23 protein-coding genes and 1 pseudogene are annotated in these 25,937 nt (G+C 41.9%); 17 read left to right on the forward strand and 7 right to left on the reverse strand.

Features of this window, described 5'->3' with window-relative positions; all coding sequences use genetic code 11:
* Nucleotides 1-19: 19 nt before the first annotated feature.
* Nucleotides 20-238, reverse strand: coding sequence for a hypothetical protein (locus J7I96_RS08215; RefSeq protein ID WP_214773125.1), 219 nt, complete (start codon nucleotides 236-238; stop codon nucleotides 20-22).
* Complete coding sequence (locus tag J7I96_RS08220) at nucleotides 231-854, reverse strand: sigma-70 family RNA polymerase sigma factor (RefSeq protein WP_127777746.1); 624 nt, start codon at nucleotides 852-854, stop codon at nucleotides 231-233. Before J7I96_RS08220 ends, J7I96_RS08215 begins: the two co-directional genes overlap by 8 nt.
* 156 nt (nucleotides 855-1,010) lie before the next feature.
* Here J7I96_RS08220 and J7I96_RS08225 point away from each other — a divergent pair, with 156 nt between their 5' ends.
* From J7I96_RS08225 to J7I96_RS08245, 5 genes are all read left to right on the forward strand, one after another.
* Complete coding sequence (locus tag J7I96_RS08225; RefSeq protein WP_081088496.1) at nucleotides 1,011-1,175, forward strand: YvrJ family protein; 165 nt, start codon at nucleotides 1,011-1,013, stop codon at nucleotides 1,173-1,175.
* Nucleotides 1,176-1,585: 410 nt separating this feature from the next.
* Entirely contained in the window at nucleotides 1,586-2,404 is an 819-nt protein-coding gene (locus tag J7I96_RS08230; RefSeq protein ID WP_214773126.1) for a GNAT family N-acetyltransferase, read from the forward strand.
* 39 nt (nucleotides 2,405-2,443) lie between these two features.
* Entirely contained in the window at nucleotides 2,444-2,902 is a 459-nt protein-coding gene (locus J7I96_RS08235; protein WP_214922531.1) for a DinB family protein, read from the forward strand.
* A 321-nt stretch (nucleotides 2,903-3,223) separates the two neighbouring features.
* Nucleotides 3,224-7,042: a bifunctional 2',3'-cyclic-nucleotide 2'-phosphodiesterase/3'-nucleotidase gene (locus tag J7I96_RS08240; RefSeq protein ID WP_251029117.1), complete on the forward strand. Its 3,819-nt coding sequence runs from the start codon at nucleotides 3,224-3,226 to the stop codon at nucleotides 7,040-7,042.
* Between the two features lie 13 nt (nucleotides 7,043-7,055).
* On the forward strand, nucleotides 7,056-7,214 hold the full coding sequence (locus tag J7I96_RS08245) for a hypothetical protein (protein WP_214922529.1): 159 nt from the start codon (nucleotides 7,056-7,058) through the stop codon (nucleotides 7,212-7,214).
* 40 nt (nucleotides 7,215-7,254) lie between these two features.
* On the opposite strand, the pseudogene J7I96_RS27975 reads toward J7I96_RS08245, so the two are convergent.
* Nucleotides 7,255-7,542, reverse strand: a pseudogene (locus tag J7I96_RS27975) (TspO/MBR family protein).
* A gap of 304 nt (nucleotides 7,543-7,846) precedes the next feature.
* Between J7I96_RS27975 and J7I96_RS08255 the strand changes: the two are divergent.
* Entirely contained in the window at nucleotides 7,847-8,710 is an 864-nt protein-coding gene (locus J7I96_RS08255; protein WP_214922527.1) for a DUF4349 domain-containing protein, read from the forward strand.
* Between the two features lie 46 nt (nucleotides 8,711-8,756).
* On the opposite strand, the gene J7I96_RS08260 is transcribed toward J7I96_RS08255, so the two are convergent.
* The 4 genes from J7I96_RS08260 to J7I96_RS08275 all read right to left on the reverse strand — a co-directional run bounded on the left by J7I96_RS08260 (nucleotide 8,757) and on the right by J7I96_RS08275 (nucleotide 13,484).
* Nucleotides 8,757-10,124 (reverse strand): amino acid permease, encoded by a 1,368-nt coding sequence (locus J7I96_RS08260; protein WP_214773137.1) that lies wholly within the window; start codon nucleotides 10,122-10,124, stop codon nucleotides 8,757-8,759.
* A 318-nt stretch (nucleotides 10,125-10,442) separates the two neighbouring features.
* Nucleotides 10,443-11,600: an endonuclease gene (locus J7I96_RS08265; protein ID WP_214922525.1), complete on the reverse strand. Its 1,158-nt coding sequence runs from the start codon at nucleotides 11,598-11,600 to the stop codon at nucleotides 10,443-10,445.
* Nucleotides 11,601-11,801: 201 nt separating this feature from the next.
* The gene (locus J7I96_RS08270; protein ID WP_214922523.1) at nucleotides 11,802-12,149 is read right to left on the reverse strand and encodes a phage holin family protein; all 348 of its coding nucleotides are present in this window, start codon (nucleotides 12,147-12,149) and stop codon (nucleotides 11,802-11,804) included.
* Nucleotides 12,150-12,593: 444 nt separating this feature from the next.
* Nucleotides 12,594-13,484, reverse strand: a complete 891-nt coding sequence (locus J7I96_RS08275) for a TetR/AcrR family transcriptional regulator (RefSeq protein ID WP_134782527.1) — start codon at nucleotides 13,482-13,484, stop codon at nucleotides 12,594-12,596.
* Between the two features lie 622 nt (nucleotides 13,485-14,106).
* On the opposite strand from J7I96_RS08275, the gene katA reads away from it, so the two are divergent.
* From katA to rpmG, 11 genes are all read left to right on the forward strand, one after another.
* Nucleotides 14,107-15,561: a catalase KatA gene (gene katA / locus J7I96_RS08280; protein ID WP_034310374.1), complete on the forward strand. Its 1,455-nt coding sequence runs from the start codon at nucleotides 14,107-14,109 to the stop codon at nucleotides 15,559-15,561.
* A gap of 197 nt (nucleotides 15,562-15,758) precedes the next feature.
* Nucleotides 15,759-17,288, forward strand: coding sequence for a glycosyltransferase family 2 protein (locus J7I96_RS08285; RefSeq protein ID WP_214922521.1), 1,530 nt, complete (start codon nucleotides 15,759-15,761; stop codon nucleotides 17,286-17,288).
* Nucleotides 17,289-17,348: 60 nt separating this feature from the next.
* Entirely contained in the window at nucleotides 17,349-18,542 is a 1,194-nt protein-coding gene (locus tag J7I96_RS08290; protein ID WP_214922519.1) for a M14 family metallopeptidase, read from the forward strand.
* Nucleotides 18,543-19,160: 618 nt separating this feature from the next.
* Nucleotides 19,161-20,321 (forward strand): phosphoribosylglycinamide formyltransferase 2, encoded by a 1,161-nt coding sequence (gene purT, locus J7I96_RS08295; protein ID WP_214922517.1) that lies wholly within the window; start codon nucleotides 19,161-19,163, stop codon nucleotides 20,319-20,321.
* 405 nt (nucleotides 20,322-20,726) lie between these two features.
* The gene (locus J7I96_RS08300; RefSeq protein WP_214922516.1) at nucleotides 20,727-22,094 is read left to right on the forward strand and encodes an alkaline phosphatase; all 1,368 of its coding nucleotides are present in this window, start codon (nucleotides 20,727-20,729) and stop codon (nucleotides 22,092-22,094) included.
* Between the two features lie 20 nt (nucleotides 22,095-22,114).
* Nucleotides 22,115-22,762, forward strand: coding sequence for a DUF4352 domain-containing protein (locus J7I96_RS08305; protein ID WP_214922514.1), 648 nt, complete (start codon nucleotides 22,115-22,117; stop codon nucleotides 22,760-22,762).
* 103 nt (nucleotides 22,763-22,865) lie between these two features.
* Entirely contained in the window at nucleotides 22,866-23,018 is a 153-nt protein-coding gene (locus tag J7I96_RS08310) for a YpzG family protein (protein WP_072272311.1), read from the forward strand.
* A gap of 200 nt (nucleotides 23,019-23,218) precedes the next feature.
* Complete coding sequence (locus J7I96_RS08315) at nucleotides 23,219-23,599, forward strand: nucleotide excision repair endonuclease (RefSeq protein ID WP_214773199.1); 381 nt, start codon at nucleotides 23,219-23,221, stop codon at nucleotides 23,597-23,599.
* Between the two features lie 154 nt (nucleotides 23,600-23,753).
* Complete coding sequence (locus tag J7I96_RS08320; RefSeq protein WP_214773146.1) at nucleotides 23,754-23,924, forward strand: hypothetical protein; 171 nt, start codon at nucleotides 23,754-23,756, stop codon at nucleotides 23,922-23,924.
* 402 nt (nucleotides 23,925-24,326) lie between these two features.
* Nucleotides 24,327-25,520, forward strand: a complete 1,194-nt coding sequence (locus J7I96_RS08325; RefSeq protein ID WP_285292094.1) for a GTP-binding protein — start codon at nucleotides 24,327-24,329, stop codon at nucleotides 25,518-25,520.
* 22 nt (nucleotides 25,521-25,542) lie between these two features.
* Nucleotides 25,543-25,692, forward strand: a complete 150-nt coding sequence (rpmG, locus tag J7I96_RS08330) for a 50S ribosomal protein L33 (protein ID WP_214922513.1) — start codon at nucleotides 25,543-25,545, stop codon at nucleotides 25,690-25,692.
* The last annotated feature ends 245 nt before the right edge of the window (nucleotides 25,693-25,937 follow it).

A 25,937-nucleotide genomic window follows, 5' to 3' on the forward strand; every position in this document is an offset into this window, starting at 1 on the left:
CTCTGGACTTGGTACTTTTTCATTGTTTTTGCTTAGTCAGGAATTCTGCAAGGAACTCCTCAAAATTAGGGGCTTCGATTGCTGCGATTTTTTCATATGATTCAATGATCTTAAGTTTAATTTCTTGCTCCAGATCATTCCGGTCTTGATAGTTCGTGTTTTTTAATGATTTTTTTATTTTAGGATTCAAAGAGTCGATTAGATCCACCAATTCTTCTTTTGACAGTTTTTTATCCACAATGGCTTTTCTCCTTTCTAACATATACCTCATCCATATAGTGCTTTCGAAGTTTTTTAAGAGCTTGTTTACGGATACTTGAGATATTCTGTGGCGACTCCTGGAAATAGGCAGCGATTTCCTTGTTGGATAGGCCGTAGGAAAAGATCATGGTCAGCACCAGGTTTTGTTTGGCTGTTAACTTCTTCAAGGCTTTTATCATCTCTTCATCACTTATGTGTGAAGCGAGTTCATTCGATTCCCCCATCTTTTCAAGTTGAACATCCAAGGTGCCGATTCGATCGATCAATCCGCCAGTATCCCTTGGTGTCGCATCAAGTACCATTCGATAGCGTTCCCGCTGCTTCCGTGCCCTTTTATCAAAATCAACAGAGAAAAAGTAAATTAAGGAGCACATGTATTTGTATACTTTAGCCCGGTAATAGAAAATTTTGAAAGTCTCGTTGAGATGATCAATGTTGTGGGAAGAAGGGGAATCAAGAGTTTCAGTGAAAATCTTTAAATGCTCTGGGTTCTGTAAGAATAATTGAATGATCGGTTGTGCAAAGAAAGATGAGTACTGTTGCTGCAGAAACTCCAATGAATGAGAAAAAAAATGAGAAGTTAATTGGTTCATTGTTATCCCTCCTTTTATTAATAAAGTGATAGACAAGGGGAATAAATCAATTATATAGGAACATTCGTTCTTTTTTCCATAAATCAATAGTGCTAGATTGATTTTTTTTGACAAGTTTCACTTTAGATATCAGATACAAGAAAAGGGGTGAAGAGGATGATGATTGAGGATGCTACTATGTGGGTTTCATTAGTTAGCGAATTTGGCTATCCATTCGTCGTTTCTATGTTTTTGCTCTTCCGCTTCGGTAAACAATTAAAAGAACTGACAACGGACGTAGAGAACTTAAAAAAGTCCGCTCATAAAACAAAAAAACGATAACCTCAGGACGTAAGTGCCGGATGGTAAACACCGAGTTTCGGATTCTATACTAAAAAGGGTCCGGAATTCGGGTATAAAGAAATGGGTACTAACTGATTAAAACTTTTGTTAAATCCCTCCCTTAACCTAAAATAAAATAATAATAAACCATTATTTGGAATATAGCACAAAATAGGTAAAAAATAATCGTCATTTGGAATCATTTTACTGCTATAATTCATCCGTCAATGGAATTAGATAGGAAATCCTCCCCTCGTAGGATTTTAGTTTTATGGATTAAAGTGAAAATACTTTTAAAAAAACAACATTCATCAATAAACTTCTGAATAGTGTGCGGCACCCAAGTAAATGGGTGCTGCTTTTCTAATTTTTTGGTAATAAACTGATAATATGGAAAAGGGGTGGCAAATTTGAAAAATGAACAGCTGGAAGATATTCGGATCCTGCAGCAAGAATGTGAACGGGAAGGTTTTACGTTAAAACTGAATTGGGAAACGCTTCGCAATCGAAATGGTGTTCATAAGAATGATTTTCTCCACTATGATGGATTGAAGCTTGTTGGCTTTCTTGGTCTTTACGATTTTGGAAACAAAGCGGAGATGTGCGGGATGGTGCACCCCGACTACCGGAGGCAAGGCATTTTTACTAAGCTGCTGGAAGAGGCGATAAAGAGTGCCGTGGAGCGCAACTATAAGGTGATTCTCTTGAACTCACCTGCTCAATCCCATTCAGGGACAGAGTTTTTGAAACAGCTCCCATGTGAGTTTGTTTTCTCAGAGTTTCAAATGAAGTGGTCCGAAACGGAGCTTGATGATTATGATGATGCAGTCGTTCGCCCTTCACGGAGAGATGATGAGGAAACGGAAATTCAGCTGGATATTCAATGTTTCCGATTTACGAAACGAGAGGCGAAGGATTATTATCAGCGCATCCTACATGAGGATACTCTGAAAACCATGATGATTGAAAAGGGCGGCCGCGCAGTCGGCAAGATCCGTGTTGATCACTCAGGACGGGAAGCTTGGATTTATGGATTTTCCATTTTGCCAAAATACCAGGGAAAAGGACTTGGAAGAAAGGCGTTGAAAAAGGTCGTAGCCGAACAATGCCAGCTGGGATATGATATTTTTCTCGAGGTCGAGGCGACTAATGAGCATGCGTTAAGACTCTATGAATCTTGTGGCTTCAAAACGATTCAAAGACAGGATTATTATCAATACAAAGGCTGAAGGGATTTGACGACAAAGAGTGTTGGGGGGATGGGATGGATGTTGACATTATTCAATTATAACTGGCAGGTGAGAAGGGAATGGTTCAAGTGGTGCCGATCCTTACCGAATGAGGAGCTGGAACGGCAGCGTACGGGAGGGATGGGCAATATATTGCGGACACTTGCCCATATTATCGATGTCGAATCCAGCTGGATCAGGGCCATACAAGGGAGGCCTGATGTCGCGATCGATTTGGACACTTATGATACGATCGGAAAAGTGGAAGATTTATCTAACCAATATCACTCAGAGGTCATGGACTATTTGAACTCGCATGCAATTGAAGAAGAGTGTGGAATGGTTCAGCCATCCTGGATGGAGGGGACATATGAAGAAGGCAGGATACTGCGCCATCTCATAGCGCACGAAATCCACCATATAGGCCAGCTGTCCATCTGGTCGAGGGAGATGGGCATCGAACCGGTATCCGCCAGTTTAATAGATCGGGATATATAGGTTTGCCGTTTTCAAAGGGTTTCCCTGAAAAAATGAGAGTAAGGAACGATCTTTGAAATCCATACGATGTTAGCAGGCTGGTTCATTTTCATGTGCCAGCTTTCTCTATCAGGAGGGGACAGTATCCCTAAGGATTCAAAGGGATTCTTTGATGATTTTTATACATGATTGAAGGTATATAGATCTAGGCGATCTGGATGGGAATGGATAAAAAGTACCATTTATGAGAAATCCGTAATATTACGGTAAATTTTGGCGATAATTCGACAAAATCATGATATATTATTCTAGCATTTTACAAAACTAGAAGGGTTGTGAAGTATGTCGTACAAGATGCATGTTAAGAAGATGCTCGCCCCGATTCTTGCTGTGAGTTTGATTACAGCGCCATTTACAGTACCGGGGGAGGCATCGGCCAAAGAGTCTAATAAGAAACCGGACACGACTGAACCATTTATCATTTCAGCTCCTACTGTTCATTACTCAAAAGGCACCAAAGCGACTGTAACGGTCACACCGAAAAAGGGGAACAAAGGAAATGAAACCGTTGTCTTTCAATTAATGAATGGGACGAAGGTCATTTCACAATCAGCCGTTGAGGCGGATATTAAATCGGCCCAAAAGTTCTCGGCGTACTTCAACTCGTACAAATCGGGTTATTGGGTTAACGTATCGGTTGTCTCCAATTATAACGGCCATACGAGTGACTTCGGCAAAAGCCTGGCAGCCTCCGTTTCGGATGCGCCATTTGAACTAAGGGTCATGGAAACGACTGATATACACACTAATCTGGTGAGCTATGATTATTATAAGGATGCCGTATCGGACTCCGTCGGCTTTTCCCGCACGGCATCTTTAATCAAGCAGGCACGAAAAGAAGTGAAGAATAGCGTTTTAGTGGATAACGGCGACCTTATTCAAGGGACCCCCCTAGGTACGTACAAAGCGAAAATAGCGCCATTGAAAAAGGGTGAAGTCCATCCCGTTTATAAAGCGATGAACTTGCTTGACTATGATGTGGCCACATTCGGCAATCATGAATTCAATTATGGTTTATCTTATTTGGACGAGGCCATCAACGATGCGAACTTCCCTTACGTCAATGCCAATGTTTATAAAAAGGATAAAGACAATAATCCAAAGAATGATAAAAATAAATATGCTCCTTATAAAATCGTCACGAAGAAAGTGAAGGACATCAATGGAAAAGAAAAATCAGTAAAAATAGGATACATTGGATTTGCCCCTCCGCAAATCATGGATTGGGATAAACCGAATCTAGACGGTAAGGTCATGACAAAGGAAATCGTCACGACTGCAAAAAAATATGTACCTGAAATGAAGAAAAAAGGCGCGGATGTCATCGTGGCCCTCACACATTCCGGGTTTAATGGCGATACCAAGAATACCGAGGATGTCATCTATTCATTAAGCAAGGTATCCGGCATCGATGCCATCACGTTCTCCCACACGCATAAAGTCTTCCCGGCACAAGATGAGGCTTCTTTAGACAGCCTATTCAAAGATAGCCAAGGAAAAGTCCTTGAAGGCGTGGATAATAAAAAGGGTACCATCAATGGTGTACCAGCCGTTCAAGCAGGATATGGCGGCAGTAATCTCGGGATCATCGATCTTGATATCCAAAATATCAAGGGTAAATGGAAAGTCGTCAATTCCGATTCATCAACACGGGCAATCAACGACAAGATAACAGGAAAAAAAGCGGCTGAAGATGCAGCTGTCGTCAAAGCCGTGAAGAAGGATCACGAAGGAACGATCAAGTATGTTAACACGCCAATCGGAACGACTACAGCCCCAATTCATAGTTATTTCGCCCTTGTTCAAGACGATCCTTCCGTACAGGTCGTGACGAGTGCGCAGAAATGGTATGTAGAAAAATACATTCAAAGCAACCGCCCTGAATACAAAGACTTGCCCATCCTCTCTGTAGGAGCCCCATTCAAAGCGGGTCGCAATGGCGTTGAGGAATTCACGGAAATCAAGGAAGGCGGACTGACCATTCGCAGCGCCGGTGATTTATATTTATACGATAATACCTTGAAGGCAATCAAGATTAAAGGGTCCGTGGTTAAAGAGTGGCTTGAGATGTCTGCCGGGAAGTTTAATATGATCGATCCTGCCAAGTCTGAGGAACAGGAGCTGCTTAATGGAAAGTTTGCCGTCTATAATTTTGATGTGATTGACGGTGTCACTTACCAAATCGATGTCACCAAGGCTCCGCGCTATGATGAAAAAGGGGTAAAAGTGTCGGATTCAAGCAGGATTGCAGATTTGAAATATAATGGAGAACCAGTGGACCCGAATCAGGATTTCATCGTCGTGACGAATAATTACCGTGCTTCGGGCGGGGGGAACTTCCCGGGAGTCAAGGGCAGCGAATATGTGGTTGACTCTGCGGATGAAAATCGCCAGATCTTGATGGATTACATCACACAAGAGGGTGAGATCAATCCAACCGCTGATAATAATTGGTCGATAGCCCCGATTTCAGGCAAGGTGAACGTTACTTTCACCTCATCGCCAAAAGGTGCGGAATATTTAAAGGAAGACAGCCCGATTTCCTATACAGGCAAAAAGGATGATAAAGGCTTTGGCATTTACAAATACAATTTGGGCAAAGAAAACGTTAAGGTTCAACTGCTCGGAATCAATGATCTTCATGGCCAGCTTGATACCACCTCCGATTTTGGCGGCATCAAACAAGGGCGTGCCGATTATTTAGCCGCACACTTGAAGCAGCGTAAAGCTGAAAACCCTGAAAATACACTTTTACTTTCGGCAGGGGATGCTGTTGGGGCAAGTGCACCCGTTTCTTCTTTGATCCAGGATAAACCGACGCTTCAGTTTTTGAATAATATGAAATTCGATGTCGGAACTGTTGGGAACCATGAGTTCGACAAAGGGATAGAAACCTTGATGGCTCAGATTAATGGCGGAAAGTCGCCAACATCCGAAGTGGTATTCGATAAATTGAACTTTCCTTATGTAGTGGCCAATGTCGTATATAAAGACACGAAAAAACCGATTTTGGACCCTTACGTCATAAAAAAGGTCGGCGGGGTTGATATTGGGTTCATTGGTGTAGTCACGAATGCCACACCTCAAAAAGTAAGTCCGGATGGCATTAAGAATGTGGAATTCATAGAACAGGCACCTGCCGTAAATAAGGCGGTTAGTGAGTTGAAAGGTAAAGGCGTCAAATCGATCGTAATCATCTCACATGACCCAGGCACTGAAAAGGAAGGGGTCATCACAGGCGAAGTGGCTGATCTTGCTAATGCCGTGGATGATGAAGTGGATGTGATCTTAGCCGGAGATAATCATGCAAAGGTCAATAACTATGTCGATAATAAATTGATCGTACAAGCTTACTCTTATGGAACCGCTTTTGAAGATGTGGATTTGGAAATCGATCCAAGCACACGGGATATTGTCAAAAAGTCAGCTGAGATTGTTACGGTTACACAAGATGGCATCACACCGGATGCCGGGACGACGAAATTCATCAACGACTACCTGGACATGTTCCCCGAGCTGAAAGTTCCGCTTGGGACAACGGATGAGAAAATTATAAGAACCAATGCCTATACGCAGGAAACGGGCCTTGGGAATTTAATTGCCGATTCAATGAAGGCCGATTTGAACTCCGATTTTGCCTTCATGAATCCAGGCGGAATCCGTGCAGATATTCCAAAGGGGGAAGTCACTTTTTCCGATTTAGCGAAAATCCAGCCGTTCGGAAACGTATTGGTTAAGCTGGAACTGACTGGAGCGGAAGTGAAAACGCTGCTACAACAGCAATGGATCGTGGAAGGATCTCCGAAAACTTTGCAAATTTCTGGACTGAGCTATACAGCCGACTTCAGTAAACCTGTCACGGAACGTGTTACCTTATTGAAGAAAGCGGACGGAACACCGATCAAGGATACCGAAACATACACGGTGGCCGTCAATGATTTCATGGCAAGCGGCGGTGATAACTATACCGTCCTGAAAGGAAAAGAGCGTGTGTTTGGACATGCAGACCTGGAAGCATTCGTTAACTATGTGAAAGAGACCTTTAAAGGCGGAAAGATCACGGCAGAAATTGAAGGCAGAATTACGAATATCAATAATTAGTTGAGGTTTACTCGTGAGTTTAGCGGGTTTAATCGTGAAAATTGAGCATTTATTCGTGAGTTTAGCGGGTTTAATCGTGAAAATTAAGCATTTACTCGTGAGTTTAGCAGATTTACTCGTGAAAAATGCACATTTACTCGTGAGTTTTCGACTTTTAATCGTGAAATTCTAAAAGGGAGCGCTCCTTAATTAAGGGGCGCTCTTTTTTCTGATTAATTGTTTCTGAAAATGGAAAAGTTCAATCTAAATAGCAAGGTGACCCATGCTATATAGGGAATCATTGCTAAACCTGATGTACGGTCTATTTTATAAAACTCGAATGCCGTCAATGTAATCAAGGTCAGCAGTGCAGCCATTTCAATAAAGGCTGTTCTGCGCAAGCCCCATTTGAAGAATAAAAAAGACCATTAGAAATTCAACCCTAGTTGAGTATCATAGAGGAGTTCAGCGGACTTCGATTCTTTTTCTTTGGATGCAATGCGATATTTCGCTATTCCCATAATCGTATAAAGCTTGGTCCAAGCAACGGGGAAAGTCCAGGAGGGAGGAGCAAAAGCAGGTGGTCATAAATTTCTTTTGAATTCCTTGTGGCGAATATCCCCACAAGTGAACCTCCGACCCCGGGTACCAATACACTTTTAGCCAATTTTCCGTAGTTCATAATGCAATCCTGTTCTTTCTTCATTATTTGTATGTTCTTATACCTGTACCTTCGCACCTGAAAATAAAACATCCCCTTTAATCAAGAAGTGTAACTTTCTTCCAAACTTTACGTCGGTACTATTAAGAAAAGGGGGGATACCGATGAACCGTAAAACAATGATGCTCATGTTCAGTTTGTTCCTTTTACTTGCTGGATGCAGCAGTAACGAAAAAGATGATTCAGCATCGGAATCACAGGATGAAAAGGCGGAAAGTAAAATGGACGCTTCCATTTCCGGGAATAAGGTGCAGGAAGAAGCAGCGGAAAAGGAAGGGATGACGGATGAAAGAAAGGTCATACATCAGGCCCAGCTCGAGTTGAAAGTGAAGAACCTTGAAAAGACACAAATGAAGATTGAGAATAAGGCGGCTGAATATGGCGGATATGTTGTTGAGTCCAATGTATACAGGGAAGATGAAGAACTGGTGGAAGGAACGATCACTGTTCGGGTCCCTGAAGCCCATTTTCAGGATTTTCTAACCGATAGCGAGGGCGAGGCTTCAGAAGTGGTCGGAAGGAATGTGACAGGTCAGGATGTAACGGAGCAATATGTGGATTTAAAAGCAAGGTTGAAGTCAAAGAGGGCAGTGGAGGAAAGGTTACTTGCATTCATGAAGGATGCTGAGAAGACGGAAGATTTGCTGAAAATATCATCCGACCTTGCCGTGGTGCAAGAAGAAATAGAGCAGCTGACCGGGCAAATGAAGTATCTTGAGAACCAGACCTCATATTCGACGGTCACCATCACGTTATCACAGGACAGGATAGTTGTGCCGGGCATTGATAATAAGGAATTGAATACATGGGAGAGGACGAAGAAACAACTTGCAACGAGTGCGAATCTATTACTTAAAGCGGGTTCAGGAATCATTGTTTTTATAATCGGAAACTTGCCGCTCCTCATTATTTTAGGCGGAACTGGTGCGGTGGTCCATTGGGTGATCAAAAGAAGGGGCAAAAGGTGAAGGAATGAAATAGAGGGTGCCAATTAGATTGGGCACCCTCTGGCATTTATCTTTTCCGTTTATGCAAGCCGGTCACATAATACAGGACTACCAACAGTAAGATCCAAATCGGACCAACGATTAGAGCGATTCTTGTATCTGCTGAAAAACCGAGTACGATCATTACGAATACTAAAAAGGCTAAAGTGAAATAAGAAGTGAATGGGAAAAGAGGCATCTTGTAAGATAAGCCTTGTTTTTCTCCCTGACTCATTTTTCGTCTAGACATAATCTGTGTGACAAGTATCGTTCCCCATGTCCAGAGGGCGCCGAATGTAGCGACACTTGTGACGTAAGTGAAAACTTTATCGGCTTCCATGTAGTTAAGGTAAACGCCGAAAAGAAGTACGATAGCCGAAACGATAATGGCCACGCCAGGAACGCCTGACTTTGTTGTACGTTCGAAACTTTTTGGTGATTCACCTTGCTGTGCCAGGTTGAATAACATTCTTCCCGTACTGAAGATCCCGCTGTTACAAGATGAAAGGGCTGCTGTCAGTACGACAAACTGAATGATTCCTGCTGCGCCTGGTATACCGATTTTATCAAACATCATAACGAATGGGCTGTTTTCTCCATTCATTTCATCCCATGGAGTGATGGATAAAATGACCGTCAGAGCTAAAACGTAAAAAAGTAAAATCCGGTAAAAAACGGTATCGATGGCTCTTTTTAATGATTTTTCAGGGTTTTTAACTTCACCTGCGGTTACACCGAGCATTTCAATTCCCAAATAGGCGAACATGACCATTTGGAACGAGAGGATGACCCCAGAAATCCCATTAGGGAAAAATCCGCCATTTTCAACAAGGTTGCCGAAACCGACCGCGATTCCGCCATTCCCCAAACCAAAGATGATCATTCCGAAGCCAAGGACAATCATCAGGATGATCGTTACGATTTTAATAAGGGCGAACCAAAACTCCAATTCGCCGTAAGCCTTTACAGCAAGAAAGTTAATTGTTGTCATGATGGCAAGTGCGGCTAATGCCCAAGCCCATTGCGGAGTATCAGGGAACCAAAATTGCATGTAGATTCCGACTGCCGTAATTTCAGCCATACAGGTGGCGATCCAAACGAACCAGTAATTCCATCCGGTTATATATCCGGCAAGAGGACCGACAAATTCGCTTGCGTAACGGCTGAAGGAGCCTGCGACTGGATTTTTTATTGCCATTTCACCCAGAGCACGCATGATAAGATAGATCATAAGTCCGCCAATGGCATAAGAAATGATGATGGCTGGACCGGCTAATTTAATGGCAGATGCCGAGCCGAGAAATAAACCGACTCCAATGGCTGCGCCAAGAGACATTAATGCGATATGTCTTTCTTCCAAACCTCTATGTAGTTGAGATTCTTTGGAGTTTTGCATAATTTTCCCCTTTTCTATGTTGGAGTTTAATTTTCTCTATCTAGCATTTTATCACTAGTAGAGGTGAATACATATTATTTATTGATTTTTCACATAATATTACAATTAAATAATATATTTTAATAGTTAGAATGTAAAGAAAAATATGAAAACGCTTACTAAGAAAGTGTTCCAAAGATTTTTCATCGTAATATAATCTCTAAAACTAATTATAATGCTATACAAACAAAATATAATTATGTGATTTTTCTAAAAATTTAGACATTTGAAAGTGAAAAAAGGCTGTCCCGAAGATAAGGGACAGCTTGAATCGTTTCATCATTGCCAGATGGCGGAGGCCCATTCAGGATGATCAATGAAAGGGTTGCGATTATGCTGATATTGATTATAAATGATCTCATTTCGGTTACGCTCGAAGGCATCTACAGGATCCTGTTCATTCCACTCCAGTAAGACAGCCAATTTACCATGATAAGGGGCGGTACCATTGTTCACTTGATTATTCAGCTCCAAATTGACTTCCCCTGCATCACCTTCGTAACGAACCGCCATATAAAACAGCATCCGGGCGACATCACCTTTGACGCTATCGCGAGGTTCCCACGAATCAGAATCATAGTAATTTCCTGTCGCTTCGGAATGTTCAGAACCTCCATTATCAAAGTCCAGGTTGTTTCTTGTACTGTTGACGGAGACATCAGCAGGCCGAAGGTGATGCAGGTCGGTGCCGGGTCCTAAAGAGGTACCAAAATCACCATGTGATTTTGCCCATACATGCTCACGATTCCAATCATTAACACCTGATCCGTTCAGCGTTTTTCCTTGGGAACGCCCTGTATAAAGTAGAATGACATTATTGGCGTTATTTGGGTCCTCATCGGTTATCCGTAAAGCTTCCCAGACATTTGAATATGATATTTCCGTATGGTCATCTATGATTTCATGGAGGGCCTTCTTTAATGACGCCCCTGATTTTCCGCTGGCTGAATCATAGTATGAGCCAACCCCCGGTGTCTCCGGTTCCGGTGAATCATTCCCTGAAGACATGGCAGATACATCTTTTAAGCCAGGATGGGTGAAATAGGCACTCAGAGTACCGGTGACGGTGACTTTTTTTCCTTTTAATGCAGGATTTGTTTTTAACCCAAATTCTGAGCGGAAGGAGGATGGAACCTGAGCATAAACCATATTGGTAATGTTTGTTTCCGATGAGCTGTCTGCCAGTGCTATGGCATAATCATTCGGATAGCCGCTCGTAATGACGGTATTGGCTGACGTGGGCTGTCCCACCACATATCCATTGACCGCTTTAATCGTGCTGTCTTGATTCGCAATGGCTTGGGAAACGGAGTAAGGAGATGACAAGCTGCCATCGCCAGCCGCGGCTAGTGATGGAGTAATGAAAAGAGCGGGAATAAAGAAAGCGAGCACGAGTAAAATGGACAGGGCAAATCTTGGTTCATGTTTTGTGAACATGTGATTCCTCCATAATTCGATTCATACCCATTTCCAGAGAAATTGGCATGTATATGTGAAGTTATGGATATTAGCCGCTTTTTCCTTCTGGATTGTCAAAAATGAGTGAAAACAGCTAGTGATACTTAGCGGAATTTAGTGAAATAGCCCGGGAAATATCGAAGGCTGTCATGGAAATGACACGAAAAAACCGTCAGCATGCTACTGACGGTTTTTTTTACTCTGTTTTATAAGAAGACTTTGAATGATACTCAATAAAAATGATCCGATTAAAGCCCCCCAAAAAGAATCTATTACAAAGCCACTGACAACATAGGAAGTGATTTGGAATGTGAAGGCATTGATAATGAAAGAAAACAACCCGAACGTCAGGATGGTGATCGGCAATGTGATAAGTTGGAGGATGGGTCTAACCAGCAAGTTCATGATCGATAATATAAAAACCGCCAGCAAGGCAGTTCCGTAAGATTTGATCGTGATGGAGTCGAGAAGCCAGTCAATAACGAGCAATACCAGCCCGTTGATAAGAAAACGCATGATTATGTTCATGAAAAACTCCTCCTGAAGTCACTTTCTACAAGTCATTATACTAAAATTTGATGAATTTCAGTTATATGTTTGCAGAATTGTCACAAAAAAAAGAGGATACGATATGCATTCCCCCAGAATGGAATAGACGCTTTTTAGGGTCTTAAAAGAGTTTTTCTTTAAAAACAGTCCAGTTGATTGGAACGGAAGGAACGAGACTCCTGCGGGAAAAGCGCGTCTACGGGAGACCCCACAGGCGCTCGCGCCGAGGAGGCTCGCGGACCGCCCGCGGAAAGCGAGTGCCTGTAGTGGAAATCAACGTTTCATTTTACAAACCCTCAAAAAGGACGTTTTATCTAGTTTTCTTCAATCCGGTGAGGGTTTTATAAAACAGTAAAAAACCATGAAGGATAACCTGCATTCCGAGCCCCATTTGTCTACAAAATGGGATTCATGAGGTTCTCTTTAGTTGTTGGCAATGATCTTTTCGAATTCACTTAATTCCAAAGTGTTTTTTAATTTGGGATTGGTGTTTAAGGAAAGCAGGGCACTTTCAATAAGAAAGGTTCGCGGTTCAACGTTTTGTAATAATTCCTCTTGGATAAAGTGAATCAATTTTAAGTTTTTAACCCGTTCCGCTTCATCATCTTGGCAAAGCCTCAAGATCATCTTTTTTAGGTCATTTGCAGAGTGCAGGAGTGCTGTATGAAAATCCTGCTGGTTATGGAAGCACTCAGGCAGCCATTGCTTGATGAGATCGGGTTCCAAAAGCTGTGCATTTGACTTGCTGACATCTTCGAAAATCGATTTAATCCTATCGACACAATAACGGATAATTTCAGTAGGGTTGAACTCGGGCTCTTTAGCCAAGGCATTAAAATGAATCGTTTGATGCATCATTCCCGAGTAAAGAATGGCACAGTCCAAAATATAAGGTTTTTTATCAGCACCGAAAATATCCAGAAACCGTTTTGATAACCAATGGATATGCTGGAATTTAGCATGTGTTATGAAGTTCTTAAGTTCGTTATCATTTGAAATCATTACTTCTTCATATAAGAAAAAGATTTTGTTGTTTTTGTTTGAGTGCATTTGTAATTCTGATTGTTTGATGAATATTTCAATATCTGCAAGGTTTTGCCCAATCAGCAATTCATTCCGCTCTTTTTCGAATTTCTCTTGCGAAGTTAGGAAGACTGCCTTAAGCAATTCGCTTTTAGAAGAAAAATAGTTGTAAAATGTTCCTTTTGAAATGCCGCTATAATCTAAAATATCCTGAATGGAAGTTGCTTGGTAACCCTTTTCAATAAATAATTGGTGCGCATATTTAACTACCAGTTGTTTGCGCTCATTCATATATATCACCCTTACTCTTATTGGACGGTCATTTTAACGTAATAGTATCTTATTTTCTATATGAACACAAACCGGTATGTTTACAAATTCTCTAGCAAAATAAGGGGGATGGCCTTTTGTTTAAGCTGATTCAGGAAGGGTTCTGCTGAAAGATAGGATTCACAAAAAGCAATGAAAAATTCAGTTTCCATGCATGCATCCGGTTATTCTCATTCTGTAAATAAAGGCTGAGGAAGTGAACAAAGTCACAGGAGAACAATTTGGTTTGTTATAAGATGAATAGAAGGAAAGAGGTGAAGTAGTTCAAAGTATCTATGATTATTCGTTAACCATTCTCGATTGATATCCCATTGGTAGGAGAAATGATAAAATCACTCGTCATGAAGGAAAATCGCCTATAAGGGTCGTATACCATTATTAGGAATGGGTTTATGTGAATAGACTGTTACCCCAACGTTTATACCTTTTGGACTATACATATTATGGATTTGTTTGGTGTATATCATCAGCAAGTTAATAATGAATTGATTATTATATTAAAATTATTATAAATAAGTATTGATTTTTTTCTGAGAAGCTTTATCATTATATACATAAATAATAATGAAAAGGTGGTTCAATTATGTCGAATAAGAAAAACCTTACTACAAGCTGGGGAGCCCCAGTTGGAGACAATCAAAACTCTATCACTGCCGGCGAACGCGGCCCTGTGCTCATTCAAGATGTACACTTATTGGAAAAGCTAGCCCACTTCAATCGTGAACGTGTCCCTGAACGTGTGGTTCATGCGAAGGGTGCCGGTGCATACGGCACTTTCGAAGTAACGAACGACCTTTCTCAGTACACGAAAGCTAAACTTTTCAATGGTGTGGGCAAGAAGACGGATCTTTTTATTCGTTTCTCCACGGTTGCAGGTGAATTGGGTTCTGCAGATACAGTCCGTGATCCGCGTGGATTTGCCGTTAAATTCTACACCGAAGAAGGAAACTACGATATCGTCGGTAATAATACGCCAGTATTCTTTATTCGCGATGCGATTAAATTCCCCGACTTCATCCATACACAAAAGAGAGATCCTAAAACACATTTGAAAAACCCTACGGCTGTTTGGGATTTCTGGTCACATTCACCGGAATCTCTGCACCAAGTGACGATCCTGATGTCCGATCGGGGCATTCCTGCTACACTTCGTCATACACATGGCTTCGGTAGTCACACATTTAAATGGGTGAATGCAGAAGGAAAAGGCGTCTGGGTGAAATACCACTTCAAAACAGAACAGGGCATCAAAAACCTCGATGTGGATCTTGCTGCAAAACTAGCAGGGGAAAACCCTGATTACCATACGGAAGATCTTTTCAATGCCATTGAAAAAGGGGACTTCCCTGCATGGAAATTATATGTTCAAATCATGCCTCTGGAAGATGCGGATACATACCGTTTCGATCCATTCGATGTGACGAAGGTATGGTCTCAAAAAGATTATCCGCTGATTGAGCTTGGCCGTATGGAATTGAACAGAAATCCTGAAAACTACTTTGCAGAAGTAGAGCAAGCTACATTCTCACCGGGAACATTCGTACCGGGAATTGAGGCTTCCCCGGACAAGATGCTTCAAGGGCGTCTATTCGCATACGGAGATGCACACCGTTACCGTGTGGGCTCGAACCATAACCAGCTTCCGGTTAACCGTCCGAAAGTGGAAGCGAACAACTATCAGCGTGATGGCTTCATGCGTGCAGATGACAATGGCAAGGGATCGGTTTATTATGAGCCGAATAGTTTTGGCGGCCCTGCCGAATCAACGGAAAATAAAGTCACTCCTTTCGAGGTGACCGGGAAAGCTGCACAAGTTGGTCATAATAGTGATGATCACTACACTCAAGCAGGCGACTTATACCGTCTATTGAGTGCCGAAGAGAAAACGCGCCTTGTTGACACGATCGTGGGCGCAATGAAACCTGTGGAATTAGAGGAAATCAAGCTTCGTCAAATCGGTCATTTTTATAAAGCCGATCCTGAATACGGAACACGCATAGCAGAAGGTTTAGGTTTATCAGTACCGCAAGAAGTGTAATATATGGTACTCCCAATCTGGTAAATGCAACAGGCATCCATTCATGAATGGATGCCTGTTTTGTTTACGCAGGACGCCGTTTTTAAATGACATCCGACAAGTTCGGTAAGAATATATAGTTATAAATGTCTTCAGGGAAAGTTTTGCAGTCAGATTAATTGGGGGCCAGTTAAGATTAATGGTAAAGGGTGGTATTAATGACGAGTAAAAAGGTTCGGGTGTTAGTGGGCAGTCCAATTTACCAAAAACCACATATTTTACAAAAGTTCCTGCTTTCACTCAAACGGTTGGATGCGGCGGGGAAGGAACTTGCCTATTTCTTCATTGATGACAATGAAGATGAGCGATCAAGCAAGATGCTCGAAGATTTCAGTCAGGAGCAGAACAATGTCAAATTACTGGCATCCAATCAAAGCGATGTTTATGTGTGTAATGGCACTACCCATTACTGGAATGAAAATCTGGTATGGAAGGTCGCGGATTTCAAAAATATGATAATCGAACACGCGATTAAAGAACAATATGATTATTTATTTCTAATCGATTCAGACCTCCTGCTATATCCTCAGACCGTCAACCAGCTTATTTCTGCAAATAAGGATATCACCTCTAATATTTTCTGGACAAAATGGCAGCCTGATGCCGAAGAGCGGCCTCAAGTATGGCTATATGATGAATATACCCAATGGGAGATATCACGCAATCAGGCGTTGACGGACTCGGAGATCAACACACGTTATCAGTCGTTCATCCGACAGATGCGAACACCTGGTGTTCATAAAGTTGGGGGACTGGGTGCCTGTACACTCATCAGCCAAAGAGCTTTGAAAGCTGGGGTGAATTTTAATAGAATCGAGAATCTGTCATTTTGGGGTGAAGACCGGCATTTTTGCATCCGTGCAGCAGCTTTAGGGATTTCGATGTATGTTGATACCCACTTACCCGCTTATCATATATACAGGGATTCGGATTTGGAAGGTGCGATGGAATTCCTTGATCGAACGGATATGGGGGAAGGTTCAGAGGCATCACGTCCTAAAATAACGCTGAGCATGGTCATGAAAAATGAAAGCGAGCGCTATCTAAGGAAGGTTTTAGAGGAAATTCGTGATTATATTGATGAAGCGGTGATTATTGATGACGGCAGCACGGACAATTCCGCAGAGGTTTGTTTAGAGGTTTTGAACGGGATACCGGTGCGTATGATCAGGAATGATATCTCCAAGTTCTCCAATGAAATTGAACTTCGTAAAATGCAATGGACAGAGACAGTGAAGTCAAATCCCGAGTGGATTTTAAATCTTGACGCCGATGAAGTGTTTGAAAATAGATTCAAAGAGGAAGTCAGGCAGCTGATAAGCGATCAAGAAGTGGATGTATATTGTTTCCGGTTATATGACTTTTGGAATGAAACCCATTACAGGGAGGATGAACACTGGTACGCTCACCAGTATTACCGGCCGTTCCTTGTCAGATATCGGGAGGGGTTTGAATGCAAATGGAACGATAGGCCGCAGCATTGCGGTAGATTTGCAGAAAATGTCTTTGAATTGCCTCACAAGTTATCCGACATACGATTGAAGCATCTGGGCTGGGTCAAAAAAGAAGATCGGATGGCGAAATTCAAAAGATATCGGGAATTAGACCCTGATGGTACGTATGGAAGTACTGAGCAATATCAAAGCATTCTGGATGAAAACCCCAATTTGGTTCGTTTTGAGGAGTGACTTTTGCTTTGGCAATAATTAAATCGAATCCGCATACTTTTGGTTAAGAGGAGGTGCAGTATGGACGTTTTTGTGCGGCAAAATGATTCCTTGTGGTATTATAGCCAATTATTCAAGGTGAATTACCAACTTATCATTGATTCCAATAGTGGGATTGATCCACTTGCACTTATGATTGGCCAACAAATCAAAATACCTGGCTTTACGACGACCGGCTATAGCATAAAGCAAGGTGATTCGTTATGGGCAATTGCCAGGTCCCGCAATCTTTCATTGGATGCCCTATTTTTAGTTAATCCAAATCTCAACCCGAATGCCTTGCAAATCGGTCAGACAATATCTGTGCCATTAAGGATTACGTGGAGGCTCATTCAAGGAAATCGGGAATATGATTATGGGACGATGATGACCGATGTTAGACGTTTGAAAACAATCTATCCATTTATAAAAACCTCCCCCACCGGGGACTCCGTGCTTGAAAGGGATATCCCCGAAGTTCTGATTGGAAATGGCAACAAACGAGTTCACTATAATGGTTCCTTTCATGCGAATGAGTGGATAACGACGCCTGTTATCATGACCTTTTTAAATGATTATTTACTCGCAATCACGAATCAGGCTGACATCCGGGGTCTAGATATGTTTCCCTTTTATCAACAGACGATGCTGTCGATCGTCCCAATGGTGAATCCGGACGGAGTGGAGTTGGTTCTGAAAGGGCCGCCTGCAGATGAGTCATTGAGAGGACGGCTCATCGAATGGAATAATGGCAGCGAAGACTTCTCTGGCTGGAAAGCCAATATTAATGGGGTGGATCTGAATGATCAATTTCCCGCCGAATGGGAACTGGAACAAGCCCGTAATAATGTAACGGAGCCAGGTCCGGCTAATTATCCAGGGGAAGGGCCGCTTACACAGCCAGAGGCTATTGCAATGTCAGAGTTGACAAAAAAACGTGATTTTGGCAAAGTCCTTGCGTTTCACACCCAAGGAGAGGTGATTTTTTGGGGGTTTGAAGGTTTGGAACCACCCGAGTCGGAAACGATAGTCAATGAGTTTGCGAGGGTCAGTGGATATGAGCCTGTTAAATCCGCCAATAGTTATGCAGGGTATAAGGATTGGTTCATTCAGGATTGGCGCAGGCCGGGATTTACCGTGGAGCTGGGCAAAGGAACGAATCCCCTTCCCATATCACAGTTCGATGAGATTTATCAGAAGTCGCTTGGGATTTTCTTGGCAGGGTTATATATGTGAAATCTGACCAAATGAAAAAGCTCAACTCCGTTTCCATGGGGTAGAGCTTTTTAGTCTTATAAACTATTAGACTTGAAACGATGAGGGCTGCTGCAAAAAATAAGTAAAGTTATGCTTTACTTATCGATTGCATGATTAACTCGCTTTTCAACTTGAAATGAACGGGCATTTTCCATGCCTCGGTGATTTTGCAGCCCCTACCAAAAGGAAATCTAATAGTTTTACGTTAAAGAAGTTTACCTTCCTTAGCGCTAGTATTGGCCCCACCTACGCCAGATACTGTGACGGCCACGCATGCCATCCAACCTAATTTCATTATAATAGAAAGCGCTTACATTTTCAAAAATTATCGTAATGCAAATTTCGACATTTGCTTCATTTCAGCAGAAGATAATGGGGATTCGATTTTTTGCGGAGTGAATTTCACCGTAATCAATGTTGAATGGGGAGGATCCAGTGAACGGGTCAGCTTATGAGGTGTTTTTTTAAAAAACTTAAATCAATAGCTGTATTTATATTTATTAAAGTAATACTAAGTGTAAATACGAATAAATATTTATGTTTATTCGTTTATAGTTCGTATATAATGTTTTTGAGGAATTAAGGAGGAGAGACTGAATGTATAAATCGAAAAAGATTTTATTATTGGGCTCGGGTGAATTGGGGAAAGAGGTCATACTGGAAGCTCAGCGACTTGGTGTGGAGACCGTTGCTGTAGACCGCTATGAACATGCCCCTGCCATGCAAGTCGCTCATCGCAGTTATGTGATCGATATGCTGGACGCGGAACAACTAAGGGAAGTTGTAGAAAAAGAACACCCCGATTTGATTGTACCGGAAATAGAAGCCATCGCCACATCCGAATTAGTCAAGTTGGAAGAGGAAGGCTTTCATGTCATTCCGACAGCAAGAGCCGCTAAATTGACGATGGATCGTGAAGGGATCAGGAGGCTTGCTTCTGAAACTCTGGAGATTCCGACAGCAGCCTACAAATTCGCAAACACTTATGAGGAATTTGTCCAAGCTGCCAAGGAAGTTGGATTTCCCAATGTCGTAAAACCGCTGATGAGTTCTTCAGGTAAAGGGCAAAGTGTGTGCCGTACGGAAGGTGACCTGGAGGATTGCTGGAAAACCGCGATGGAAGGCGGCCGGGTTCAAAATGGACGGGTGATCATTGAAGAATTTATCCGTTTTGATTCGGAAATCACGCTGCTTACTGTCAGGGCCGTAAATGGTACCATGTTTTGTGCTCCCATCGGTCACATTCAGCAGGGCGGGGATTATATTGAATCCTGGCAGCCGCATAATATGACAGAAACACAAATAATGGAAGCGAAAAGAATTGCCCATGCCATTACGGATGAACTTGGCGGGTACGGATTATTCGGGGTAGAGCTGTTCCTCTCAGGGGATAAAGTCTATTTCAGTGAAGTTTCCCCACGTCCGCACGATACGGGGCTAGTGACATTGGTGACTCAGAATTTGTCCGAGTTTGCCCTCCATATTCGGGCCATTCTAGGATTCCCCATCCCGGAAATCAAGCTGATCAGTCCGGGTGCCAGCCGTCCATTAAAAGCGCAAGAAGAGTTGTCGGAATATTCAATAGTCGGTGTTGAACAGGCTTTGGCTTTACCTGATACACAAGTGCGTCTTTTCGGAAAACCTGTTACAAAGGCAGGTAGAAGGGTTGCGGTCGCCCTGTCGTCTGCCGATTCCATCGAGGTTGCGAGAGTGAATGCGGCCCGTGCTTTGGAATGTTTAGTTGTAGGGAAAGAATAGTGAAAAAAGCGCTTCAGATTGTCGGACAAGAGGAAGCGGATTTCTGAAAACGACTGAAGGCTTGGCAAAAGGTTCAACTGAAACGTTTTATAAAAAAAATGTAGGTAAACTCACTTTCTTTGACTTTGTCTGCTGTCTGACTATGAAGCATCCTAATTCGGATGCTTTATTTCTTTACTCCATTAATAGCACATTAAACTCCTGACAACCACCCGATTTGAAGACGCAAAATGGCCTGTAATATACCCCAGATACTGATGGTTGCTATGAATAACCAATTCCACATGCTGTCTTTACTTTGTCTTAACAATTATCCTGTCGCTTTTTTACATAGCCTTGACATTGAGTTCATTTTCTTCACCTATAGTTAAATTAAATAGAAAACATTAACGGGAGGTCATTCATTTGAATCGCACTTGGAGTAAAAAGGTTTTACCCATCACGCTCGTTTCTGCATTGGCATTTGGAAGTTTATCATGGTCCGGTGCGGATCGAGTTTCGGCAAAGGGGAACCCAAATAAAGAACCGGAAATCAAGAACGTCATTTTCCTTATCGGTGACGGCATGGGAGTTTCCTATACCTCCGCTTACCGGTATTTAAAAGATAATCCTGGTACGAAGGTGGCAGAACGGACAGAGTTTGATAAATACTTGGTTGGCCAGCAGATGACTTACCCAGAAGACTCTGCACAGAATATAACGGATTCAGCTTCAGCCGCTACGGCAATGTCTGCAGGAGTGAAAACTTATAACGCTGCCATTGCAGTGGATAATGATAAATCCGAAGTCAAAACCGTATTGGAAGCAGCAAAGGAAAAAGGAAAAGCGACGGGATTGGTTGCCACTTCGGAAATCACTCATGCTACGCCTGCATCTTTTGGCGCCCATGATGAAAATCGGAAAAACATGAATTCAATCGCAGACGATTATTATAACGAATTAATCAAAGGTAAACATAAAATTGACGTCCTATTGGGCGGAGGGAAGTCCAATTTTGTCCGGCCTGATGTCAATTTGGCGAAAGCCTTCGAAAAAGACGGTTACAGTTATGTGACGGATAAAAATCAAATGCAAAAGGACAAAAATGAGCAGGTCCTTGGTTTATTCGCTTCTGAAGGACTTCCGAAAATGATTGACCGCCCAAGTGAAACGCCTTCTTTGGCAGACATGACAAGTTCGGCGATCCAGCGCTTGAATAAAGATAAAGATGGATTCTTCCTTATGGTCGAGGGAAGCCAGGTCGATTGGGCAGGACATGATAATGATATCGTAGGTGCAATGAGTGAAATGGAAGACTTTGAAAAAGCATACAAAGCGGCCATTGAATTTGCGAAGAAAGACAAACATACCTTAGTGGTGGCTACTGCGGATCACTCTACAGGAGGATTCTCGATCGGAGCAAAAGGAATATATAACTGGTACGGTGAGCCAATCAAGGCAGCCAAGCGCACTCCTGACTTCATGGCGGATGCCATCGTCAAAGGCGCTGATGTCGAAAAGACGTTAAAGCAGTATATTAACCAGAATGTAGTGAAGCTGACTGACGGTGAAATCAAAACGGTAACTGAAGCTGCCAAATCAAAAAATGTGACGAATGTCGATAATGCCATCGAAGCCATATTCGATAACCGGACCAATACTGCCTGGACTACTGGGGGACATACGGGTGAAGATGTTCCGGTCTACGCATACGGGCCATATAAAGAACGTTTTGCCGGGCAGGTCGATAACACGGATCAAGCCAAAATCATTTTTGATCTATTAAAGAAATAATGACTTCAGGGAGGGATTCAATGAACAGACTGATGATTGGTGCCCTGTTATTAACGGCATTTGGTGCTCTTAATACCCAACCAGCTTACGAAGAAGAAACGACAGCTAAAGAAAAAACAGAGGAAATTGCACGACCACTGGAAAAAAAGGATGTCTATGTTCCGAATCCGCAGCTTCCTGATGATATAAACTTGAACCAGATCGGACAGAACGTTTCCGATGCCAAAGGCGAATTAACTTTGAAGGCCTATAAAAAAGTGAATGAAACGTTGAATGTTGGCCCGATTGAGGTTGAAGTCAAAGAAATGAAAGTGATGCATGCCACTCCGGATTACAGCATGATCGATTTCTTCCACGGCTATACGCATGATGAAGATTTTGATATCGTAAAAGTGAACGTGGAAATCAAAAACAATTCGGATAAAAAAATTAAGTTTTCGCCAGTTGCTTTCCTTGAAACGGACAGAGGAGAACATCTGACATGGGAAGATGAGATCTATTTGGAAGAACTTACTGGTGAAATAGAAGGAAACGGTTCAAAAAGCGGAAACATTGGTTTCATTCTAAATGATGGAAACATAAAAGGCATATCCGTCATGTCAAGTGATGCGGTGGATGACGAAGGGAAAGTCCTTGCAAAAGGCAAGTCAGCTGAATTCACTTTTTAAAGGATATGTATAATTGCCTTGGAAAAATAAGATACTAGAACAAGTGATGGGGATTACTATCACTGAACGGAATATCCAAATCCTAATGATGAGGTGACACAGAATGAGTTATAAAGATCAATTAGATCCACATTCTCAAAAGTTTCACCATAATTGGACAAGACCTAAGCGTTCAAAATCTCAAGTTAATGGCCATACGCAAGAATCGCAAACAAACATTATACTAAGAAGCAATGCAAAGGCTCACAGGTGGTAACGGATATTTCCGATAAAGAAGGAGGCTCCCAGCGGGTCTTCTTCTTTATATTTAGAATCATCTTAAACTAATCAAGGCATACATGGCTTTTCATTCATAATTATGATACCATTTACCTTTAAGATTATAGTGATTAGCTTCCGTGAAACCGTATTTTGATTCCGATTGAAAGTTTCACCTTATACAAATAGAGGACGTGAATTGTAATGATTAAAATTGAAATCCCTGCAGCGGATATAAGCATCAAACAAAGAAAGCAAGTGATTGAAGGAGACGAGCCTGTCATTCCTGAAATTTACGGGTTTATCGATTTTCATTTGATTCCCCGTGATAAAGGCGGCATCATCTTGTTTTACAATGAAAACGATGAGCTGATTTTTGTCGGTAAAGCACGTAAATTAAGACCAAGGGTCAAGAAGCATTTCGAGGATAACGTATCTCCGCTTAAAGAGCATCGTAATGAAGTCAAGAAAATTGACATTATTTTAGTTGAAGATGCTATGGAACGTGAAATCTATGAAACGTACATGATCAATAAACTTCATGCTAAATACAACGTCGATAAAGTGTTTTATAAATAAGAAACACCTATGAAAAGCTGACTGCATATGCACTCAGCTTTTTTATGTTTACATATGTACAAAAATAATTTCGTACATTTACAGCAGCTACATGTTAGGTTAACAATGTTGGTTTATATTTAGAGTATTCCAATACATTCTCGGGAGGAAGCTATTGAAGAAAATACTTTGTAAAAAGGTGTTAGTTATCTCGATCGGGACAGTGATTGCCTTTGGGAATTTAACGTGGTCCGTATCACAAGCTTCTAAGCTGGCGAAAAAGAGAGAGATTGAAACTTTTGAACAAAAGACAGCAACATCTTCAGGGTGGGAAATGGCGGAATAAGCACAATGGCCAATAATTTTTTCCTCGATTAGCAACAAAGAAAAAGAAAAATGTATTGGATAATGAAACGTTGTTAATGAGCAGCTGTTTGTAAATATAGAAGTACATTAAAAAGATTAAACTGCAATGGAGGTTCCTTACACATGATGTAATGTGTGATTGGGCTTCCATTTAATTTTATTGTTTTAATGTCACCCCTTTCGTTTATCCGTTTGTCGGTGCAAGCGTGGTTACATGGGTTCAGGAGAAGTATTCGTAAGCAATTTTGAAAAAAACTTGCAAATAGTAATGATTACGTTTTATTATTAGAGAGTGTTTTTATATGGAGATTGCTTCGGTTTCTAAATCGTAATGATTTTGATTTAATTGCAGCAAAGAAATTAGGTAAAGGAGTGGTATGGGATGGAGATGAAGAAAATTCCGGTTACGGTATTGAGTGGATACCTTGGTGCCGGAAAGACGACGCTTTTGAATCATATTCTTGAGAATCGGGATGATCTGAAGGTTGCCGTCATCGTTAATGATATGAGTGAAATCAATATTGATGCTTCGCTGGTCAAACAGAGAGGGTTTACCCGGACGGATGAAAAACTGGTGGAAATGCAGAATGGCTGCATTTGCTGTACGCTTCGTGAGGATTTGATGATTGAAGTGGAGAGATTGGCGAAACAAGGGGACATTGATTACATCGTGATTGAATCGACTGGGATAAGCGAACCGGTCCCTGTAGCCCAAACCTTCTGCTATGTTGATCAAAGCATGGGAATTGATTTATCGAAATCTTGCCGGCTTGATACGATGGTTACCGTTGTTGATGGGTATAATTTTTGGCAAGACTTCACTTCCGGAGAAACGCTTATTGACAGGATGCAGGCAACTGATGCTGCGGATGGCAGGGAAGTGGTCGATCTATTAATAGATCAGATAGAGTTCGCCAATGTCATCCTGTTAAATAAGGTCGATCTGATGGATGCTGATTCCGTTGCGGAATTGAAGGCGGTTCTACATAAAATGAATGCCGATGCGAGAATTATCGAAACAGACCATTCCAAGGTGCCGCTAAAGGATGTATTGAATACACATTTATTTGATTTTGAAGAGGCAAGCCAAGGAGCCTGCTGGATAAAGGAATTGAATGAAGAGCATATCCCGGAGACCTTGGAGTATGGGATTTCTTCTTTTGTTTACAGGAGGGGAATACCCTTTCATCCAGAACGGCTGATGGAGTGGTTGGAGAACTGGCCCGTACAAGTGGTGAGGTCGAAGGGATTCCTTTGGCTGGCATCGAGAAATGATACGGCAGGCTTGCTTTCGCAGGCAGGACCGTCATTGACTTTCCAAGCAGCCGGTAAATGGATTGCAGCTTACCCTGAGGAAGAACAGCGCCAAATTTTAATTGAAGCACCTGAATTATTGGAACGGTGGAATGCAGTTTACGGTGACAGGATGACGGAGCTTGTGATGATTGGCATTCAAATGAATCAACAGGAAATCGAAAATGAATTGGATCAATGCTTATTGACGGAAATGGAGATGCAGCAGGATTGGTCTCTTTATGAAGATCGATTGCCTGCATTTACGGAAATCGTTCATTAAAAAACTTTAGGAGGAAATAGAAATGAGAGTAAACATTACGTTAGCATGCACAGAAACAGGGGACCGAAATTATATTACGATGAAAAACAAGCGGAATAATCCGGACAGGATCGAATTGAAAAAGTACTGCCCGCGATTGAAGAAACACACGCTCCACCGTGAAACGAAGTAATTTTAAGGTTTAAATCGTAATGATTATGTTTTAACAAGAGAGAATGGATGTAAAAGGAGGGAAGATTGGCTGACGCCAGTCATCCTGTCGCATGATTTACGCTGCGCGTATCGCAGTCGCTGCAGTGGGGACCTGGTTTATATGTCACGGGTGCATTGGCTGAACTTGAAATGGGACCGATATCCAGGAATATATCGGGAGCAAGACAGGCAGCGGAACGAATCGTGAATAGTTTATAGATTTTT

The organism is Bacillus sp. ISL-78 (assembly GCF_018613455.1).
In the GTDB taxonomy this organism is placed as follows: Bacteria; Bacillota; Bacilli; order Bacillales; family DSM-1321; genus Peribacillus; species Peribacillus frigoritolerans.

Excerpts from the sequence above, each read along its gene's own strand:
- J7I96_RS08220 (WP_127777746.1), bottom strand. The coding sequence starts at position 854 with ATGAACCAATTAACTTCTCATTTTTTTTCTCATTCATTGGAGTTTCTG.
- J7I96_RS08225 (WP_081088496.1), top strand. The coding sequence starts at position 1,011 with ATGATGATTGAGGATGCTACTATGTGGGTTTCATTAGTTAGCGAATTT.
- J7I96_RS08235 (WP_214922531.1), top strand. The coding sequence starts at position 2,444 with ATGTTGACATTATTCAATTATAACTGGCAGGTGAGAAGGGAATGGTTC.
- J7I96_RS08240 (WP_251029117.1), top strand. The coding sequence starts at position 3,224 with ATGTCGTACAAGATGCATGTTAAGAAGATGCTCGCCCCGATTCTTGCT.
- J7I96_RS08255 (WP_214922527.1), top strand. The coding sequence starts at position 7,847 with ATGAACCGTAAAACAATGATGCTCATGTTCAGTTTGTTCCTTTTACTT.
- J7I96_RS08260 (WP_214773137.1), bottom strand. The coding sequence starts at position 10,124 with ATGCAAAACTCCAAAGAATCTCAACTACATAGAGGTTTGGAAGAAAGA.
- J7I96_RS08265 (WP_214922525.1), bottom strand. The coding sequence starts at position 11,600 with ATGTTCACAAAACATGAACCAAGATTTGCCCTGTCCATTTTACTCGTG.
- J7I96_RS08270 (WP_214922523.1), bottom strand. The coding sequence starts at position 12,149 with ATGAACATAATCATGCGTTTTCTTATCAACGGGCTGGTATTGCTCGTT.
- J7I96_RS08275 (WP_134782527.1), bottom strand. The coding sequence starts at position 13,484 with ATGAATGAGCGCAAACAACTGGTAGTTAAATATGCGCACCAATTATTT.
- katA (WP_034310374.1), top strand. The coding sequence starts at position 14,107 with ATGTCGAATAAGAAAAACCTTACTACAAGCTGGGGAGCCCCAGTTGGA.
- J7I96_RS08285 (WP_214922521.1), top strand. The coding sequence starts at position 15,759 with ATGACGAGTAAAAAGGTTCGGGTGTTAGTGGGCAGTCCAATTTACCAA.
- J7I96_RS08290 (WP_214922519.1), top strand. The coding sequence starts at position 17,349 with ATGGACGTTTTTGTGCGGCAAAATGATTCCTTGTGGTATTATAGCCAA.
- purT (WP_214922517.1), top strand. The coding sequence starts at position 19,161 with ATGTATAAATCGAAAAAGATTTTATTATTGGGCTCGGGTGAATTGGGG.
- J7I96_RS08305 (WP_214922514.1), top strand. The coding sequence starts at position 22,115 with ATGAACAGACTGATGATTGGTGCCCTGTTATTAACGGCATTTGGTGCT.
- J7I96_RS08310 (WP_072272311.1), top strand. The coding sequence starts at position 22,866 with ATGAGTTATAAAGATCAATTAGATCCACATTCTCAAAAGTTTCACCAT.
- J7I96_RS08325 (WP_285292094.1), top strand. The coding sequence starts at position 24,327 with ATGGAGATGAAGAAAATTCCGGTTACGGTATTGAGTGGATACCTTGGT.
- rpmG (WP_214922513.1), top strand. The coding sequence starts at position 25,543 with ATGAGAGTAAACATTACGTTAGCATGCACAGAAACAGGGGACCGAAAT.